Annotated in this window: 13 protein-coding genes and 2 pseudogenes; 6 read left to right on the top strand and 9 right to left on the bottom strand. The window is 49.5% G+C overall.

What is annotated here, in order from left to right:
* Positions 1 to 493: 493 nt before the first annotated feature.
* Both DW47_RS0106920 and DW47_RS0106915 read right to left on the bottom strand, forming a co-directional pair.
* Complete coding sequence (locus tag DW47_RS0106920; RefSeq protein ID WP_029685672.1) at positions 494 to 1,036, bottom strand: NlpC/P60 family protein; 543 nt, start codon at positions 1,034 to 1,036, stop codon at positions 494 to 496.
* A gap of 377 nt (positions 1,037 to 1,413) precedes the next feature.
* Positions 1,414 to 1,623: a UTRA domain-containing protein gene (locus tag DW47_RS0106915; protein ID WP_029685671.1), complete on the bottom strand. Its 210-nt coding sequence runs from the start codon at positions 1,621 to 1,623 to the stop codon at positions 1,414 to 1,416.
* A 177-nt stretch (positions 1,624 to 1,800) separates the two neighbouring features.
* On the opposite strand from DW47_RS0106915, the gene DW47_RS0106910 reads away from it, so the two are divergent.
* Positions 1,801 to 2,493, top strand: a complete 693-nt coding sequence (locus DW47_RS0106910) for a hypothetical protein (protein ID WP_029685670.1) — start codon at positions 1,801 to 1,803, stop codon at positions 2,491 to 2,493.
* A gap of 1,079 nt (positions 2,494 to 3,572) precedes the next feature.
* Here the strand turns inward: DW47_RS0106910 and DW47_RS0106895 are convergent.
* Complete coding sequence (locus DW47_RS0106895) at positions 3,573 to 4,052, bottom strand: Hcp family type VI secretion system effector (RefSeq protein WP_029685666.1); 480 nt, start codon at positions 4,050 to 4,052, stop codon at positions 3,573 to 3,575.
* Between the two features lie 804 nt (positions 4,053 to 4,856).
* On the opposite strand from DW47_RS0106895, the gene DW47_RS0106890 reads away from it, so the two are divergent.
* Genes DW47_RS0106890 through DW47_RS0106875 form a run of 4 tightly spaced genes read left to right on the top strand, consistent with a single transcriptional unit; the run spans position 4,857 to position 8,320 of the window.
* Entirely contained in the window at positions 4,857 to 5,636 is a 780-nt protein-coding gene (locus tag DW47_RS0106890) for an ABC transporter substrate-binding protein (RefSeq protein ID WP_038027266.1), read from the top strand.
* A 4-nt stretch (positions 5,637 to 5,640) separates the two neighbouring features.
* Positions 5,641 to 6,303 carry an amino acid ABC transporter permease gene (locus tag DW47_RS0106885; RefSeq protein ID WP_029685664.1) on the top strand — a complete coding sequence of 221 codons (663 nt, stop codon included), beginning with the start codon at positions 5,641 to 5,643 and terminating at the stop codon, positions 6,301 to 6,303.
* A complete protein-coding gene (locus DW47_RS0106880) occupies positions 6,300 to 7,037 on the top strand; it encodes an amino acid ABC transporter ATP-binding protein (RefSeq protein ID WP_029685662.1) in 738 nt (245 codons plus the stop codon). The genes DW47_RS0106885 and DW47_RS0106880 overlap by 4 nt, the downstream gene beginning before the upstream one ends.
* On the top strand, positions 7,037 to 8,320 hold the full coding sequence (locus DW47_RS0106875; protein WP_029685661.1) for an NAD(P)/FAD-dependent oxidoreductase: 1,284 nt from the start codon (positions 7,037 to 7,039) through the stop codon (positions 8,318 to 8,320). The genes DW47_RS0106880 and DW47_RS0106875 overlap by 1 nt, the downstream gene beginning before the upstream one ends.
* 301 nt (positions 8,321 to 8,621) lie before the next feature.
* Here DW47_RS0106875 and DW47_RS0106870 read toward each other — a convergent pair whose 3' ends face one another.
* From DW47_RS0106870 to DW47_RS17870, 6 genes and pseudogenes are all read right to left on the bottom strand, one after another.
* Positions 8,622 to 10,238 (bottom strand): purine-cytosine permease family protein, encoded by a 1,617-nt coding sequence (locus DW47_RS0106870; RefSeq protein WP_029685660.1) that lies wholly within the window; start codon positions 10,236 to 10,238, stop codon positions 8,622 to 8,624.
* Positions 10,239 to 10,444: 206 nt separating this feature from the next.
* Complete coding sequence (locus DW47_RS0106865) at positions 10,445 to 11,170, bottom strand: GntR family transcriptional regulator (RefSeq protein ID WP_029685659.1); 726 nt, start codon at positions 11,168 to 11,170, stop codon at positions 10,445 to 10,447.
* A gap of 9 nt (positions 11,171 to 11,179) precedes the next feature.
* Complete coding sequence (gene uca, locus DW47_RS0106860; RefSeq protein ID WP_029685658.1) at positions 11,180 to 14,797, bottom strand: urea carboxylase; 3,618 nt, start codon at positions 14,795 to 14,797, stop codon at positions 11,180 to 11,182.
* Positions 14,798 to 14,799: 2 nt separating this feature from the next.
* Complete coding sequence (gene atzF, locus DW47_RS0106855; RefSeq protein WP_029685657.1) at positions 14,800 to 16,596, bottom strand: allophanate hydrolase; 1,797 nt, start codon at positions 16,594 to 16,596, stop codon at positions 14,800 to 14,802.
* A gap of 425 nt (positions 16,597 to 17,021) precedes the next feature.
* Positions 17,022 to 17,333 carry a DUF1493 family protein gene (locus DW47_RS0106850; protein ID WP_029685656.1) on the bottom strand — a complete coding sequence of 104 codons (312 nt, stop codon included), beginning with the start codon at positions 17,331 to 17,333 and terminating at the stop codon, positions 17,022 to 17,024.
* A pseudogene (locus tag DW47_RS17870) lies at positions 17,333 to 17,587 on the bottom strand (STM2901 family protein); the annotation flags it as partial. The pseudogene DW47_RS17870 and the gene DW47_RS0106850, both read right to left, overlap by 1 nt.
* Before the next feature lie 120 nt (positions 17,588 to 17,707).
* Between DW47_RS17870 and DW47_RS16300 the strand changes: the two are divergent.
* A pseudogene (locus DW47_RS16300) lies at positions 17,708 to 18,761 on the top strand (IS3 family transposase).
* Positions 18,762 to 18,791 lie beyond the last annotated feature (30 nt).

Raw genomic sequence — 18,791 nt, 5'->3', positions numbered from 1 at the left:
GTACTGCTCCCGTGATTCAGATCCTATCAATGTAACGTTAGCCAGTAACTTTCTGTAGGGACGGTTACCGGTCAGTCATGCCGTCATAAATAACGGTGACTTAGCCCTTCATTGCCCTGTCGTGAGCGTTTTTTCCTGTCGTGGGCCTTTGCTGTTTCAGTGCCTCATACCGGCCCCTTATCACAGCGTGTTCCTCAGGTTAAAGCTGTGATCGCGATCGATTAACAGAATGTTACTGTGAAAATTGTTACCCGTAACGTGAGCCCTGTAACAGTTTGAAGGGTGAACAAATTCCTGTAGGCCGATCGCAAGCACACAAGGGACAATGATAGAGTGAGGAAGTGAGCGCCAGCGGTGGCAGATTGAATGATCGGTGCAGATCAGCGGCATTCACATGACAGTGCTACGCTCCCAGCGACCGAAAGCGTGGCAACACGTGATGACGGTGATCATCGAAGCGTAGCTAAGAGGATCGTCGTAACCTCTAACTGGGTTAACTGACGCTGTTATTGAAAGTAATTTGTGAGTTGTATTCACGGGGTAAGCGACGAGCTTCCAGATACACTGACTTCCAGTACGGATTATTCAGTGATGAGCGCATCACTCCTCGACTGACCGAGGCATGCAGGAAATGGGCATCGGTGTCATAGAAACCGACATGCAGTTCATTATGAATGCGGAAGAATACCAAGTCCCCCGGCAATAAGTGGGCTTTATCCACCGGCTGGCCCATAAGGATCAACTGCTTAGTCGTGACCCGATCCATCGGGATATTGAAACGGTCTTTGAGGGTACGCCAGACAAAACCAGAACAGTCGACACCGGTTAACTGGGTCCCCCCCCACTGATATTTGGTCCCTTCCCAAGAGTGCATCTGGTCATGTAACGCCGCTAAAACATTAATCAGATCAGATTGCTGATCTTGCTGTGCCACCGTTTCAGCGGGATTACCAGACTGGCGGGAGTGAGAAGAACAGCCTGCTAGAGTCATCAGTAATAGACAGGTCAGAATTTTACGGTTTCCAGGGGGGGTCATCGTGTCGTTTTCTCACTTCAGCCGCGGGATATAAACTATATAGCGCAAATAAAACCGTAAAATAAAGGCCTAGACAGTAAAAAAGCGGCTGACTGCTTTTTTTTACGTAAATTTACAGTTTACACGGCGACGTTATCCCCCTTGATGAAGGGCTAGGCCGATATTCCCCTGTTTCTGTCAAGACAAGATACGCGTACCCACCTTGGGGTCAGCGGGAAACCAATCGGGATAATAACCGCCCTTTTGACGAGATCTAAAGCCAGTAAAGACTCTATTAGCTGTTTTACAGCGTCTTCGATAGCGCTACCTTTATCCTCTCCTTACCGTGATCATCACAAGGCCAGAGGACATAGTGTTGTAGCGGTCTATGACATCGCTCAGCGAACCTCGTTGACGTAAATGAAATGTTCCGTACTGTAACGGTGCTTGGCGAGGAGCACAGGTGTTGCACTCTGCTCGAATGAGATCGCATCAATCATCATGATTGCTTGGGGTAATGTCAGATCAAGCAGCTCGGCATCCTGACTGTTTGCCCAGACCGCCGTCACTTGTTCCCGTACTGCGGCCACCCTGACATGTAGTGGCATAGTGAATACTTTAATATGATCACGTAAATAACCAAACTAATAATGTCATTAGCAGTCGATAAATATCCTCTAAAGCTTGATCCCTGTCTTATATTTATCATGACCCTCTTTACTCTCCTCTGTAGAGATTCTACCTTCAGATATCGGGATGCGTAAAATATTGATTAGGGAAAGTCTATGCCTTACCAACAGGAACTGATCCGTTATCTACAAAATAATGACATTCTGGCACTGAAACTGGAAAAAGCCCTTAAAGGGGTTGGCGAAATGGTTTGGGATAAAGTACAAAATACCGGTAGTGGGATTAAGCGACTATCAAATTATGTTAGTTGTTTCACTACAAATTACCAAGATGTTTGCCAGCAACAAGGTGAAGAAGATGCCCGCTTTGGCAAAGCCGTCTTGCATTTACTGAAGAACAGTGACATCCTTGAACAAATGCTGATTATTTACATTAAAGAACTAATTAAGAATAAAAGTCCTCGTCAACTAGAGAAAATCAAAAAGGGTCTAATGGCGGTTAATGTCTATATTGCTGCCACTACATTGACCAAGGCCGCGTTTGCCTTCGGTATTGCCAATGCTATCGTGCTGGGAACCAAACTGAGTGTTGATATAAGTATTCTCACAGCAGGTCGCATAACAACAGCGATCTTTATTGTTGGTTATTACAGTATAGTTCAGAAAGCAGTGGACAGCGCACTGCGTTTACAGATTGCCTCTCCATTTTACTATAATGCATTATATACTTTGGAGTTAGAAATGCTCTATTTTATTATTGAGCCACTATTTTCTCGAGCTGATGTCTTTAGTATAATCTCTCCGACAGAACAGGACATTATTAATATTATTGCTAAAATGGCCCGATAAAAATGCTTCTTATGATACTGTCCTACATGAAGAAGTTGTTCATTCAAGCTTTTAAATTAATGCTATTTATTTACCTACCGTCAACATTAACCTTAATATTTGCGCTTCTACTTATAAATTTTGTTAAGGAGCCTCCAATGTGGTTGGTGCCAATATTCGCTATAAAGGTTTTATACGTGGTGATACGTTTTATAAAGTGGTAATGGGATAATAGGTTTTATATATTTATAAATTATGACGTATTGTATTATATTTTTCATTAAACCTCTTTATTACTTCCCACCTCGAAGAGGCAGAGTTACAGTATTATAATTGATTAGATGAAGTGTAACCTGTAGTGCCAGTAGATAGGATTATCTATAGCCACAAAAGGATCACTAAACCATACTTTTACTGCCAGCATCTTATATAAAAACATTTTTTATTAAATTATTGTTCATCACGAACATGCCGATAGGATTAATCATATTTTTTGCACTGTTGCTTGTTAATCACTTACCGATGTGACTGGCCCTGATATTTTTTATAACACTCACCTACTTTTTCACGTTTCATTATAAATAAAGTCTTTAACTAACATAGAACCAGAATATAGTATTTGATATCACCAGCGGGGAGGAAGTTACTTACACCCAGCGTAATACACTCCTATCCATTAATAACAACACACTTAATTAAGGCGTTGCACACCGATTAAGATAATAACTAAAAGGATAAGATATAATGCTTTCATATATTAAAAGGATATTAAAAATAATATTCAGAGAGTTACTAATAATGTATAGCATTCCAGTAGTTTTATTGTTCTTTGGATTAATGATTTCCAGTTTTATTGAAGACCCAAAAAAGTGGCTACTTGCAATTTTTATCGTGATAACCGTAAATTTATTTTTGTCTTTTTTTAGTAGGAAATAGTTAAAGTTATATCTAAGACAATTAAAAATAACACCCTGTAGTAAAAAACAGCATACTACTCAAGCAATATCTTGAAGAATATTTAAGTATCATAACCCCCTTAGACTCAACCGCCGTTGGAGGATCAGTAAAATGACACGCACTGACACGGTAAGTCGATAAGGTTAGGCGACCATATATTGGTTCCAGGCATCTTTGAATTGGACATTTCCGTTGACATATTTCCACGTAATACTTTCATAACGCATCTCAATATTTTCTATATGAGTTCCCGTTATGCCGCCAGGTAACACCGATGAGGTCATACTGGTAATTTTAACATTTTCCATATTTATGGTGAAATACTCTGTCTCTACGCCTGAGTCAGTGATCTGGTACATGGCTATCTTGGCGGATTTAAACGTCCTTCCCTGACATAGTGCCCGAAACAGCAATGGCGTGGTCGGATCAAACTCCTTTTGCAAAACAATCGGATTATGTACCCTTGTGCCGGTCAACTTACCCAGAGAAGCCTCAACCGGAATAGTAATATTATGGGTTAACGTCCGTAATTCTATTGAACCAAGACGCGTCGGCATCAAGCACCCACCGGTAATCGGTGAGCCATTTTCATCATTCAACCATAAATGTGCGGGTGTTGACATGAGTATATCCTTATTCAATAAAGAGAACCGCTAATTAGAGGGACTGTCCTTTATCTTAATGAGTACGTTGGTATAGACAATCACTTCGTGGTGAATAATCACCTGACATCAACCGCTAACGGTTTACATAACAGTAATAATTAACGCCATTGCTGTAATAAAATACTTTTCGTAATAGTTATCAGCATAGATATGGATTGTAAATACCAGATATAAACAACTGTGATCTGCGGCAATAATGATCTAATAAAAATGGATAAACACGTAACAGGATATCTTATTTAGGATAAATTTAATTTTGTTTAATGGTCCCTTTATTCAGATGATTTAGGCTCTTTATGAGCCGCACAGTGTGAGCATATCGTTATTCCGCACAACACTTAACGGTTAGAGATAACCCCTGAATGACGGTCAGTCCCCCTGCTAGGGGTTTTATCGATAGTGGTGGCTATGAAAATAGGTGGATACTTTTTTTATCTGTTCAAAATAATGATGATTGCGGTAAGTGCATTATAAACACCCTTTTTATGTAGTGACCGGCATAGAAAGGCTGTGCTTGTCGGCCCCGGGCACGGCCTGCTGCGACTGACACTGTGACAATCCTAATACAGCCACAAAAACCGCAATTCACTCAATAGTCAGAGGTTATGCTTATAGGTGACTCCCCCCGCCATCATTTTTCAATATAGATATTTAACCTGATACTTTTCAGTCGCGGAGAATTATTTTCATTGGAAGGGATGGCATAACAATTGCAGTAAATAATAAAACCCCTCTCCCATATCAATAAAAGGTCATTAAGCGATGAAAAAGAGTTACAGTCTCCTGCGCGGTGTCAGTTTTATCTTTTTTGCAGCCTGTTTAGCCGGTACTGCGCACGCAGCCAGTGCACAAACATACAATGTTGGTGCAACCCCAACCGGCGCACCTTTTACTTTTTTTGATATTAAAGCCGATAAGATCCGCGGCTCTATGATTGATATCGCCGATGCCGTCAGTAAGGTAGGCGGGTTTTCTATCCATGTTGTGCCAACCAGTTTCTCTGCACTAATCCCGTCATTAACCTCCAATAAGATAGACTTTATCTCTGCTGGGATGATCAAAACCGATGACAGAGCCAAAGTGGTCAGCTTCAGTGAGCCGGTCTATTCCTACGGGGAGGGCTTAATGGTGAAAAGTGATGATAATACCCGATACACCAATCTTGATGCGCTGAAAGGCCAAGTTATTGGCGTTCAGGGGGGAACGGTTTACTACACCATGCTGAATAAGATGGGCACCTTTAAGGCCATCAAAACCTACAACACCATTGCCGAAATGGTCACCGATTTAAAACTGGGGAGAATAAAAGCAGCAGTGGCTGATCAGCCGATCATTGCTTACCAATTAAAATTGGGCACCTTTTCGGGGGTAAAACTCTCTCCTGACTATATCCCGACAGCAACCGGTCAAGTCTGCTTTGTGGTCAGAAAAGGCGATACCGCGACCTTGGACACGCTAAATAACGCCATCCATACCATCAAGTCGAATGGGACACTTGAGAAAATCTTGAACCAATGGGGCCTAAGTACTCACGGAGCCTGAGCCAATGATAGATTTTCTGACGAATGCCCGTGACTTCCTCCCGCTATTGCTCAAAGGGGCGGTTGTCACGCTCCAAGTCACCGCCCTCTCTTTTATCCTCAGCAGTCTGCTGGGCCTAGTGTTAGCACTGATGAAGCTGTCAGCGTGGAGGATCGTCTCGATACCGGCAAGGGTATTTATTAACGTGATCCGCGGTCTGCCTGTCATTGTGCAGTTATTTTATATCTACTTTGTGATGCCCGATGTTGGCTTACATCTGTCTGCCTTCTGGGCCGGGGTGATCGGTCTGGGGGTGGCCTATTCGGCCTATCAGGCGGAGATCTTCCGTTCCGGGATCATCGCCGTTCCGCAAGGTCAGCGGGAAGCGGCTGAAGCGTTGGGGATGAAACCCAAAATGATGATGAAAAGGGTGATCCTTCCGCAGGCATTTAAAATCTCACTGCCGGCGTATGGTAATACCTTGGTAATGATGCTGAAAGACTCTTCCCTGGTTTCCACCATTACCGTTGCCGAGATGACCCTGCAGGGGCAATTAATTGCTTCATCGACGTTCCAGAATATGGCCGTGTATACGCTGGTTGCCCTGCTCTACTTAGCCATGAGCCTGCCTTTATTTTATTTGATTAATTATATCGAGAAACACCTGAGCTGGAGACGCAGTGCATGATTAAAATCACCGGACTTCAGAAATCGTTCGGCAGTAATAAAGTACTGGAAAATATCGATCTGGAGATCCAACGAGGAGAAGTGGTCTGTTTAATCGGACCTTCAGGTTCAGGCAAATCGACACTCCTACGTTGTATCAATGCCTTGGAAAAATATGATTCAGGAAGCATTACTTTTCTCGGTAATGAGATCAAAAAAGAAAGTCATGAAATTCATACGTTACGACAAAAAATAGGCATGGTATTTCAGCGCTTTAATCTATTCCCCCATCGAACTGTGCTCGAGAATATTATGGAAGGTCCTGTGTTTGTCAAAGGCCTGTCCGCCGATCAGGCTAAAAAAGAGGCCCTGCAACTGTTAGATAAAGTTGGATTATCCACCAAAGCAGATGCCTGGCCGGAGCACTTATCGGGGGGTCAACAGCAGCGAGTGGCTATCGCCCGAGCATTGGCCATGCAACCGGAAGTGATGCTCTTTGATGAACCAACCTCAGCACTAGACCCCGAACTGGTAGGGGACGTTCTTGATGTCATGCGCGCACTGGCTGACGAAGGGATGACCATGGTGGTGGTGACCCACGAAATGGGCTTTGCCCGTGAGGTCGCTGACCGGGTCTGCTTCCTATATGGCGGACATATCCTTGAATCGGGACCAGCCAGTGAAGTGCTGGTCGCCCCGCAGCAGCCACGTACCCAGGATTTTCTGCGCCGGGTCTTACAACCAGGGAATTATTAATGGCAAATTCTATAACATCATTGTGGTCCCAGACGGCCTCTGCGCCTATTGCCCTGCCTTCACTTAGCCAGTCGGTGACCGCAGATATTGCGATTATCGGGGCTGGCTACACCGGATTATCCACCGCCCTGCATTTGGCGGAAAAAGGCGTTAGCGTCTGTGTGCTGGAGGCACAACACGCTGGATGGGGAGCATCAGGAAGAAACGGCGGCCAGGTTAACCCAACACTGAAGTATGATCCGCAGCAACTGATCAGTCTGTTTGGTACTGAAAAAGGTGAGCAACTGATTGAGACACTTACCGCTTCTGGCGATCTGGTCTTTTCGCTGATCAACAAAAACCAGATCCCCTGCGATCCGGTGCGTAACGGCTGGATGCAGCTTTCTTATGCCGAAAAAGGCGTTACCGCCCTGCACCAGCGTGCCAGACAGTGGGCTGAGCGGGGAGTCGACGTCTCGCTACTGACTGCCGAGTCGTCACAGGCACGCACTGGTACCCCAATGTTTGCTGGGGGATGGCTGGATAAACGAGCGGGCTCACTGCAGCCTCTTTCTTATGTCAGGGGATTGGTCAATGCGGCCCTGAAAGCGGGTGTCAGTCTTTATGAACATACGCGGGTAACAGGGCTACAAAAAGAGGCTCATCAATGGTTACTGAGCACCTCAACCGGCGCAACCGTCCGTGCGGATAAGGTGTTAGTTGCCACCAATGGCTATAGTGATCAACTGTGGCCAGGCATGGCGCAAAGTATCTTAGCCGCCAACAGTTTTATTATCGCTACCGAACCTTTGCCCCCTTCCCTGGCAGAGACTATCTTACCTGGCAAAGAGACAGTTTCGACTGCCCAGCGATTACTGCTCTATTTTCGTAAAGATGCCGAGGGACGATTAGTGATTGGCGGCCGAGGTACGTTTAACGATCCGCAACGACCTGAAGACTTCGCGCACTTGGAAAAGTCGCTGGCGTTGTTATATCCGCAACTTAAAGGGATTGGATTACACTATCGCTGGTGCGGAAAAGTGGCGATCACCCGTGACTTCCTGCCCCATATTCATGAACCGGCCCCGGGCATTACCTTATCGCTGGGCTGCAATGGCCGCGGAATTGCCTTATGCACCAGTCTGGGAAAACATCTGGCAGAGCGTCTTTATGATCCGACCTCTTCGTTCCCTTACCCAGTCACCGAGCTGAAAAAAATTCCCGGCCATGGCCTACAGCGGTTTTATATCAACGCTGGGGTCGCCTGGTACAGTTTGCTGGATAGGCTTAACTTTTCTCACTAGTGAGACAAGTCGCTGGCATCGTCCCCCAATGCGCGACTGATGCTTAAAGGCATACGCCTTCCACTCTACAACTGTTTTGCTTCTAACCACCGTTAAATAGGCGACCAACAGGGAGAGTGACCGGCGAGTGATTGCGTAGCGGCAGGCTCAACATTGTTGAGCCGACGAGCAGTGGCTCGGATCGTAGTACGGTAGTCAGTAGAGATGCCGATTTCAGAGGGAAATTAACGAAAACGTTCTCAATTTGACAGAGTGCCGCTGATCATCGTCCCTGATGATCAGCGGCCTAGCAGGTCAGTCGCTATGATTCCAACGTTTTACATAACGAGCAGATCACTCCTTGGTGGCGGTGGGAAAACAGAACATCAGGACGTTCGTAAGGTTGCGAGCAGGCGACACAGTTATACACAGTGCCAACCGGTGATCCTTGCGAGTCATAACGAGGCTCTTCGATGCCATCCGAGGCGTTTTTAATATAGAACTTACCGCGGGTGACCAGCCCCATTAGCGGGGTCATCACCGCCGCGACCACCAGAGCAATCAGCGGTGAGTAAGGTGTCAAAAACGTTCCCAGTAGGCCGAAAAACGCGGCAATCGACAGCCCAGCCGCCACCAGGAAAGAGACCGTTCCCACAGGATTGACATTGAATAACATGTCGCGACGATATTCAGGGGCCTTTGGCGATAGCTTGAGAAGGTATTTATTGACGGCAATATCGGTCGCCACGACAGTGACCCAGGCGATGGCAAAGTTGGAATAAAAGCCCAAGATATTGCCAAGGACAGAGAACATGTCCCCTTCCATCAATGCAAGCGCAATAGCCAAGTTAACCAGCACAAACACAATCCGCCCAGGGTAATGTTTGCGTATCCGCGTGTAGGCACTGGTCCAAGATAATGAGCCAGAATACGCATTGGTCACATTAATTTTAATCTGGGAAATAATCACCAAGATCACAGCCAGTGTTAGTGCGACGCCAGCGGGCAGCATATCGTGGAAAGCAGCACTGAATTGTCGGACCGGTTCGGTACTGTTAATTCCTGGCGTGAGTGTCAGCAAGTAGAACCCGAGGAAAGCACCGATAGCCTGCTTAATGGCCCCCAGGATCACCCACCCTGGCCCTGCCGAAATCACCGCCAGCCACCACCTTTTGTTATTCTCAGCGGTTTTTGCCGGCATAAAGCGCAGATAGTCGATCTGTTCACCAATCTGCATGATCAGGGCCAGACAGATACCCGCGCCCAACATCACTGCAGAGATATCGATACCCCTTTTTCCTTGTTGCCCCGTGAAGGCCATAAACTGCTCGGGAAGATCCGGTTGTTTCCAAATAAGGTAAAGCACCGGCCCAATCATCAGTACCAGCCATAATGGCGTCGTCCAGATCTGCAGTTTAGTTAACACTTTCATCCCATAAATGACTAAAGGGATAACTAACAGTGTGGATAATAAATACCCCAGCCATAAGGGAATATCTAATCCTAACTGCAACCCCTGGGCCATAATTGAACCTTCGAGGGCAAAGAAAATAAAGGTGAAGCCCGCAAAAATAATACTGGTAATTACCGAACCATAATAACCAAACCCTGCGCCACGAGTAATTAGATCAAGATCGATATTATATCGGGCGGCATAAAAGGCTAACGGGCTCCCGGTCAGGAAGATAATAATTGCCGCAAACAGAATAGAAAGTAGCGCATTACTGGTTCCGTACGAAAGACTGATACTGGCACCGATAGAAAAGTCTGCCAAATAGGCAATTCCCCCCAGTGCCGTAACGGCAACCGTTAGGCTTCCCCAGCGTCTAAAACTGTACGGCGCATAACGTAAAGTATAATCCTCCAGCGTTTCATTGACAGAATGATTATTTTGTTGCGGGGAAGCCCCCGACACCACGACATCATCGTTTATATTCATAATCCATCCTATTGCGGTTAATTCGTTGATTGGTTGCAGCCATTGGCTGTTTTACCGTTGCTCAGCGACACGACGCGCTACCGTCAGGGGGACGCCGATGATCCCCCTTCGTTTTTATTGCTGTAGTGATCCTTTCCCACCCACCTTTATCCCCGTTGGTAGACCAAGGCGGAGCATCGTGTGACTCCACCCACGTCTGTTTACTCTTAACGATGAGAGGAAACTGCACCTTGCGCTTCCGCCGGTTGAGAGCGGGCCTGCTGTAACCTGTGCAAGGTGATTTTCCGAACTTCAGCCTTACTGACCGCGATGTGGTCGGTTAAAATACGCTGCGCCTCGTCAGTGTGTTGCCGGAAGATCGCCTGCAGGATCTGGATGTGCTCTTGGTAAGTCGCCTCCACCCGATCATTACGCGTAAAATCGAGCCGCCGAATAATACGAATTTTTTCGGTCAGCCCAGCATGAACCCGGGCCATCTCCTGATTTCCTGCCGCCGCCACCAGCGCGGTATGAAACTCTTCATCCTTCGCCGACACCACTCTGTCGTCCTCCGGGCGCGGGGTATCCATCCAAAAACGTTTCAGTTCCGCTAAGACTTCTGTACAGGTCAATGGTGGCAGGGAACACAACCGGCGTACCGCTTCACGCTCCAGGACGGTCCGAAAATCGTACAGCTCTTCGAAATATTCGAAATCAAACGGTTTTACCTGCCAGCCGCTACGAAACCACACTTCGACATATCCCTCGCGTTCCAGCCAGAACAGCGCCTGACGCACTGGGGTACGACTGACGGCCAGCCGCTCAGCAATCTCATTTTCGCTAAAGCGATCACCGGGCATCAGGTGGAACTCGAAGATGTCCTGTTTCAACGCTTGATAGACCTTCTCAGCCAGGGCCTCGGGACGCCCCTTACTCTTTGGATTCGGGATCATGATCACTCCTTACTCCAGCCACAGCAGAGTATCGCCCGGGCTTACCGCACGGCCGGCCTGGCAGACGACTCGTTTAACCGTGCCAGCCTGCGGCGCGGTGATTGCCAGCTCCATTTTCATCGCTTCGACGATAATCAGCGTCTGTCCGGCATCAACCTTATCGCCGGGCTGTACCAGCACTTTCCAGATATTGCCGTTCATATCCGCACTAATGGCCAGTGCATCGCTTTCTTCCTCTGGCAGGATCAGTGTTTGTTCTGAGGTCAGCGGGGCTTCTTCCTCCTCCTGTGCCCACAGCGTGACTTCCTGCTCAAAGGCCGCACTCTGACGTTCACGGAAGCTGGCTATCGACGAGGCATTTTCCTGCAAGAAGCGTTGATGCTCAGCAAAATCAAACACCGTTTCCTCAATGCGGACGGTCGCCCGACCTTCACGAAAATCATCCCGCATCAGGGTGAGTTCCTCTTCCGATACCGGATAAAAACGGACCTGATCAAAGAAATGCAGTAACCAGGGTTCTTCCGCCGCAAACTGATCATTTTTCAAGAATTTATTCCAGATAGGCAGCGTGCGGCCAACTAACTGATACCCCCCCGGGGAGTCCATGCCGTAAATGCACATATACATCCCGCCGATGCCCACCGTTCCTTCTGCGGTATAGGTACGTGCTGGATTGTATTTGGAACTGAGCAGGCGATGACGCGGGTCAATTGGGACAGCACAAGGTGCCCCCAGATACACATCTCCCAGCCCAAGGATCAGATAACTGGCGTTAAACAGCGTGTCACGTACCGCTTCGCGACTCTCCAGGCCGTTAATACGCTGAATAAAATCCACATTATTCGGTAACCACGGTGCGGTGGAACGGACAGTTTCTTTATAACGCTCAACGGCTCCCAGGGTGGCGCTGTCTTCAAATGCCATCGGTAGCCAGACAACACGTGACGGCACTTTCAGTTGGCTGACATCCCCCAAACCGGCTTCCAATTCCAGTAGCAGATCCATCAGTTGTTGCTGGCTGATCACGAGACTGTCATAACGTACCTGCAGAGAACGCACGCCGGGGGAGAGTTCTGCCACACCAGGGACTGCCCGCTGCCGTAGGGCATTCATCAGGAGATGCACGCGCAGACGCAATGCCAAGTCCAGTACGTTATCGCCATACTCAATCAGAATATATTTGTCACCCGCCTGCCGGTACGCCGCGGCCGGAGTCGTGGCGGTGGCAGGTAATGCGGCTAACAGTGTCGCCGAGCCGATATCAGTGGTCGCCAGTGACGGTGTCGCAAAGGACGGAGTCTCACTGCTGCGTAAGGTTGCTACGCTGCGGGCTTGGCTTTTTTCCCGTGCAACGGCTTCGTCGGCACTGATCGGATAAAAACGGAGGCGATCCCCAGGTTTCACTTGACCGACTTTCCATAACTCCGCCTTGGCGATGGTGACGGGACACACAAAACCACCGAGACTCGGGCCGTCATGGGCCAGGATCACTGGGAAGTCACCGGTGAAGTTCACCGCACCAATCGCATATTCGCAATCATGGACATTGGAGGGGTGCAATCCCGCTTCACCGCCATTGGCGCGAGCCCAAGAGGGTTTCGGGCCGGTGAGTCGCACGCCCAGTCGATTGGAGTTGTAATGGACTTGCCATTCACCGGCGAAGAACTCCTCAATGGCCTCTGGGGTGAAGAAGTCAGGGGCACCGTGTGGACCGTACAACACACCGATACGCCATTCATTGCCATACTCTGGGATCAGTGCTGGATCAGCCGCTTGCGGCTCACTGACCGGCGCTGGCGGGGTGCAGGCAGCCAGTTGCGGCCGGGAAACCGGCAGCATATCAGCCATCCGCAGGGTACGTCCGGCATGACCGCCAAACTGTCCAAGTGAGAATGTGGAACGGCTGCCCAGGTATTGCGGCACGTCAAAACCATTACGCACGGCCAAATAGGTGCGGCATCCACTCTGAGCACGGCCTAATACCAGCGTTTGACCGGCTCGAACCGTCACCGGTTGCCAGTAAGCCACGCTGACACCGTCTAAGGTTGCAGGACAATCGGCCCCAGTGAGTGCTATCACCGCATCACAATGAAAACGCAGTGTCGGCCCCTGTAGGGTAAACTCCAGTCCAGCGGCCGCTTCATGGTTTCCGACAATGCGGTTCGCCAGTCGGAAAGCAAAGTCATCCATGGGTCCCGAAGGCGGAACGCCGATATCCCAGTAGCCCAAACGGCCGGGGAAATCCTGAATGGTGCTAAACGTACCTGGCTGTAATACCTCAATCACACTGGCAGTCGGAGTGAAACTGTCGAGGAAACGGGTCCACACATTGCCGCTACGGAAAGCCTCCGTCGCAACGATTTGTCGTAAATAATCGAGGTTAGTGGCGATACCGTGCAGTTGCGTTGCCGCCAGTGCCTGCTGCATTTTGATCAATGCGGCGTCACGGTTTTCTGCATGCACGATCAGTTTTGCGATCATCGGATCGTAAAAAGCAGAAACCTCGGTGCCGGTATCGATCCAGCTATCTACCCGAACCTCTGGGGGAAAGGTCACGCCAGTCAGTACTCCCGGCGAGGGCTGAAAATTTTTCAGTGGATCTTCCGCGTAAATACGGACTTCAATCGATGCGCCTACTGGTGCCTGTTGCAGGCGCTCCCAGTCAATGGCATCACCCGCCGCGACCTTAAGCATACACTCCACCAAGTCCAGACCGGTCACGCATTCGGTGACCGGATGTTCGACCTGTAAGCGAGTGTTCACTTCAAGAAAGTAAAACGCATCCTGATCCGCATCATAAATATATTCAACGGTTCCCGCACTTCGGTAATTGACCAACTCCCCAAGACGGACAGCAGACGCCAGTAAGGCTTCACGCGTGGCTTGGGGGAGATTAGGTGCCGGAGTTTCTTCCACTACTTTCTGGTTACGGCGCTGAAGTGAGCAATCACGCTCACCGAGAGCGACGACCTTACCTTGACCATCGCCAAAGATTTGCACTTCAACATGACGGGCGCGATCGATGCAGCGTTCCAGGAACACCCCAGCATCGCTGAAAAACTGTTCTCCGAGGCGACGGACACTCTCCCAAGCCTCCTGTAGTGCGGTGGCATCAGCACAGCGGGTCAGCCCGATCCCACCGCCACCGGCAGTGCTTTTCAACATTACAGGGTAGCCAATAGTTTCTGCCGCCGTGAGGGCCTCTTCGACGCTGTTCAATAACGGCGTGCCCGGCGTCATCGGTACGCCGGCACTCGCCGCCAGTTCACGGGCGCGGTGTTTCAGGCCAAACTCGCCAATCTGCTGTGCGGTCGGGCCAGCAAAGGCAATCCCAGCGTCTTCACAGGCCGCAGCAAACGGCAGACTTTCAGAGAGGAATCCGTAGCCGGGCCAAATAGCCTCTGCACCACTCTCTTTGGCGGCGGCTAGAATTTTATCGATACGCAAATAACTGTCGCTGGCTTTTTCTCCGCCCAACGCAATCGCGATATCGGCTTCTTTTACGTGGCGCGCATTGCGATCCGCCTCTGAATAGACGGCAACGCTTTTCACGCCCAGACGTTTCAGCGTGCGGATAGCTCGACAGGCAATTTCGCCACGGTTAGCAATAAGTACGGTGCTGAACATAGTTATTTATTCTCCTGAGAAGCCAGCCAGTGACGCCAGCCGCCGAATTCTGTAATGTCCGGTGCCTGAGACAGCACCGCCGGTTCGCAGATAAAGCCTTTGACGATACGGCCATCAGCCAGCGTCAAAGTGCCGATACCGAGCGGTGCCGGTATTTCAGCCACAAATTCACCGAAACGGGCCAGCGGGATATCCCACAATTCAACGGTGATCGCGGCCCCGCTTTCGTCGCGCAGCAGACCCGGTTTTTTCACCGGCCCGTCAGTTAGCGCAAACAAACGATAATTCGCGGCGGTCTGCGTTTCTTCCACCAGCACGGCATTGCGGGTGGTCAGCTGGAAGTTCAACGGCATGCCGGTAAGGTGCGCGCCCACTACCGCCACCCGAACATGCCCGGCCGAGGCCGGTAATGACGCCGTCGCGGTATTGATCGATTTTCCGGTGGCGCCTGCTGGGAGAGCCGACTGCTGTTGCCACGTCAATCCGAACTCGGATAGCGCGCGATCATGCCAAGCCGGTGCGATCACTGTGATCCCCGCGGGCAGACCATCGTCACGGAACGGGCCTGGCAGAGCTAATGCACTGAGGTCGGCAAGGTTGGTAAAGTTGGTATAGGTGCCGAATTGGGAGTTATAGCTCACCGGCTCCTGTTTCATCTCCTCCAGCGTGTGGATGGTCGGCGACGTCGGTACCACTAAGGCATCAAACCCGGACAGTGTCTGCCCGATCTGCCGCGCCAATTCAGCACGTAAGTACTCTGCCTGATAGGCGTCTACTGCGCTGTATTTCAACCCATTGCTGACAATGCCGTACACAACCGGGTCCATCTCTTCCGGCCGGTCGATCATTGCACCGACGGCGGCGGTGCGCTCTGCCACCCACGGGCCATAATAGAGTTGTTCTGCCAACTGACTGAACGGAGTAAAATCAATGGGATGTGGCGTGGCTCCGCAGGCCTGCAATTGCTCAAGTGCTTTCAACCAAGCGGCCTCTGCCTGTTTATCACCAAAAAATTCCAGCGTGGCGGGGATCGCGAAATCAGGCTGTGCGTTGAAAGCGGCAGGTGCAGTATGTGGGTCAGTCCGTGAATAGGCATCCGCAGCATCGTAGCCGCCCGCGAGAGTCGCGACGGTAAAGGCATCTTCCACAGTCAGGGCAAACACCGAAATGGTATCGTTCAGGCGACAAGCCGGGACCAGACCACTGGCAGACAACCATCCTTTGGTGGGTTTCAAACCAACGATATTATTAAACCCCGCGGGAACACGGCCCGACCCCGCGGTATCGGTGCCCAGTGAAAAACCCACCAAGCCCCGAGCCAGTACAGAAGCCGAGCCGGAACTGGACCCGCCGCTGACATAATCGGGGTTAAAGGTATTGGCGACCGCACCGTACGGCGAACGGGTACCCACCAGGCCAGTCGCGTACTGATCGAGGTTGGTTTTGCCGATCACCACTGCTCCCGCCGCTTTAAGTTGCGCCACCACAAACGCATCCTTCTGCGCGGTATAGGTCAGTGCCGGACATCCCGCAGTGGTCGGCCAGCCCGCCACATCGATATTGTCCTTCACTGCAAAAGGCACCCCAAACAGAGGCAATGACTGAGGATCGCGAAGGTACTGTTCAAGCAGAGGATCAAGTTGAGTCTGTAACTGCCCGGGCGTCGCAAGATAAATCCACGCATTATCCTGCGGATCAATCGCGTCGAGATGTGCAGCTAACAGTGAATGGATGCTCTGCGGATCCTGCTGGTAACGATATTGCCAATCCTGAAGGGTGAGTCCGAAGGTCGATGTCATGGTTGAATCCCGGTTTGTATACAAGATTGAATACAAAAAGCAATAACCATGCCATTACAGTATCATGCTGTTTTTTATAGTATTTAAAAAAATGCACGCCTGTGCGATGTCGGATTTGTGCCTTATCGGTGCGCTGTCGCACCAGTGTGAAACGCAAAAAGGTTAGCCCCAGTGGTGAGACGTCATTGAGGTCGTCGAGATGGGTGTGATGCCAGTGGAGGTATTTTAGGTGTAGGATTTTATTGAGATATGCGGTTCTTTAGCTGTTAATCGGCAGAGTTCAGGTGTAAGCCTTAAAAATCCTAAGGTCAATCTGTGTGACCAGCGAACACCTGACAGCACCCTGTATCCTCCATAACAACATCCGCCGCTATAAATAGATTATTCAAGCGGGTACTTATCCGCTTGAACCCTCACTGACTGCATCAATACAGCCAGTAACCGGCATCCGCTGAAGCGATCAGCATCTGCACTGTTAAGGGCTGCGGCCTGTGATGGTCAGTTTTAAGGTAATCAGGCAGTATTGCATTGGGTAGGAAAGGAACGCCCTGATTCGGGAAATATTTACGGAAATCAAATCTGGCATTATCGATCCCAAAAGTTTGAAAATATTCTTCAAAAAAGTCGCTGGCATCCTCAGGTAACACCAGCTCATTCCCAGTACTGAGTGAAGCGCCTTCCGGCATTTCCCAAAAATACTTTTCAATAAGTCCCTTTACTGCGTCAGTACAGCTCATCACTCCCCCACTCCTCTACCCGTAATTAACCGATAACGGTGTATGACATTTCGCGTAATGACGGCAATATCCTTGGTGGTCAGCACAGCTCCCAGCCACGGTACCCAGCGTCCGATATAAGCGCCAACACGGGTGGTATACGTCCATCTACCCTGTAACATCTGCTTCCACGTAATAGTACGCTGCTTTGTTCTGAATCTGTGACGAATCAAAGACCGGCTTGCCAGTGACAACGGGCTAGTTTCTTTGGGGGTGACCTCTCCCTGACCTCTCCCTTTCGTTCAGTACCGTTGTAAAATAGAGTTTTCGGCCTTTCTTTTCCGTCCCAAAAGAGGTCATTCGCTATGAAAAAGACACGTTATACCGAGTAACAAATAGCTTTTGCGCTGAAACAGGCTGAAACCGGCACTCGCGTCGAGGAAGTCTGCAGAATGATGGGTATTTCTGAGGCGACATTTTACAATTGGAAAAAGAGATTTGGCGGTATGGGCGTCACGGAATTACGCCGTCTGCGCCAGCTTGAAGAAGAGAATCATCGCCTCAAACGCCTTATGGCAGATCTGAGTCTGGATAAGGAAATACTGCAGGATGTCATCCGAAAAAAGTTCTGAGGCCACCGCAGAACCGTGAGGTGGTGGAGTATCTGCTGGCGGCATACCGTATCGGTGCCTGATGATGCAGAGTCGCACAGTGTATCATTACCGCAGCCGCCGGGATGATCGTGCTGTGACACAACGAATAAGGGAGATTACCGAAACCCGGATCCCTTATGGCTACGAGCGTATTCATATTCTTCTGCGCCGTGAAGGTTGGTTGATTAACCGTAAGAAAACACACCGTATTTACCGCCTTGAGGGGCTCAATCTGCGTTCGAAACGTCCGCGGCGGCATGTGACGGCCAGACACAGGAAAGGGCGACCGCAGGTACTCGCTGCAGATCAGTGCTGGAGCATGGATTTCGTTGCTGATAATATGTTCAACGGGCATCGGATCAGGGCACTAACTATAGTGGATATTTTTAGTCGGGAGTGTCTGCCGATCGAGGTCGGTCAGGAATTACGTGGCGGGGATGTTGTGGCTGTCATGGATCGATTGAAAGGGTCACTGGGGCGAGTCCCGCAAAGGCTGCAGACGGACAACGGCAGCGAATTTATCTCGAAATCGATGGACCGGTGGGCGTATGAAAATAAGGTGACGATGGATTTCTCACGCCCCGGAAAGCCTACAGATAATGCCTTTATCGAGTCATTTAATGGCAGCCTGTGAGATGAATGTCTGAACGTCCATTGGTTCTTATCTCTGGAAGATGCTCAGAAGAAAATTGAACACTGGCGGCAGGAATATAATCATTTTCGTCTGCATTCTTCGTTAAATAACCTAACTCCGGCAGAATTTGCACGAAGTCATCAAAAAGGTCCGGATCTCTGATTTAGCTGGTACGGATATTGGGACGGGGTC

It is taken from the genome of Tatumella saanichensis, assembly GCF_000439375.1.
Classification (GTDB): Bacteria; Pseudomonadota; Gammaproteobacteria; order Enterobacterales; family Enterobacteriaceae; genus Tatumella; species Tatumella saanichensis.
This window is presented reverse-complemented; position numbering and strand designations above follow the sequence as displayed.

Excerpts from the sequence above, each read along its gene's own strand:
- DW47_RS0106920 (WP_029685672.1), bottom strand. The coding sequence starts at position 1,036 with ATGACCCCCCCTGGAAACCGTAAAATTCTGACCTGTCTATTACTGATG.
- DW47_RS0106915 (WP_029685671.1), bottom strand. The coding sequence starts at position 1,623 with ATGCCACTACATGTCAGGGTGGCCGCAGTACGGGAACAAGTGACGGCG.
- DW47_RS0106910 (WP_029685670.1), top strand. The coding sequence starts at position 1,801 with ATGCCTTACCAACAGGAACTGATCCGTTATCTACAAAATAATGACATT.
- DW47_RS0106895 (WP_029685666.1), bottom strand. The coding sequence starts at position 4,052 with ATGTCAACACCCGCACATTTATGGTTGAATGATGAAAATGGCTCACCG.
- DW47_RS0106890 (WP_038027266.1), top strand. The coding sequence starts at position 4,857 with ATGAAAAAGAGTTACAGTCTCCTGCGCGGTGTCAGTTTTATCTTTTTT.
- DW47_RS0106885 (WP_029685664.1), top strand. The coding sequence starts at position 5,641 with ATGATAGATTTTCTGACGAATGCCCGTGACTTCCTCCCGCTATTGCTC.
- DW47_RS0106880 (WP_029685662.1), top strand. The coding sequence starts at position 6,300 with ATGATTAAAATCACCGGACTTCAGAAATCGTTCGGCAGTAATAAAGTA.
- DW47_RS0106875 (WP_029685661.1), top strand. The coding sequence starts at position 7,037 with ATGGCAAATTCTATAACATCATTGTGGTCCCAGACGGCCTCTGCGCCT.
- DW47_RS0106870 (WP_029685660.1), bottom strand. The coding sequence starts at position 10,238 with ATGAATATAAACGATGATGTCGTGGTGTCGGGGGCTTCCCCGCAACAA.
- DW47_RS0106865 (WP_029685659.1), bottom strand. The coding sequence starts at position 11,170 with ATGATCCCGAATCCAAAGAGTAAGGGGCGTCCCGAGGCCCTGGCTGAG.
- uca (WP_029685658.1), bottom strand. The coding sequence starts at position 14,797 with ATGTTCAGCACCGTACTTATTGCTAACCGTGGCGAAATTGCCTGTCGA.
- atzF (WP_029685657.1), bottom strand. The coding sequence starts at position 16,596 with ATGACATCGACCTTCGGACTCACCCTTCAGGATTGGCAATATCGTTAC.
- DW47_RS0106850 (WP_029685656.1), bottom strand. The coding sequence starts at position 17,333 with ATGAGCTGTACTGACGCAGTAAAGGGACTTATTGAAAAGTATTTTTGG.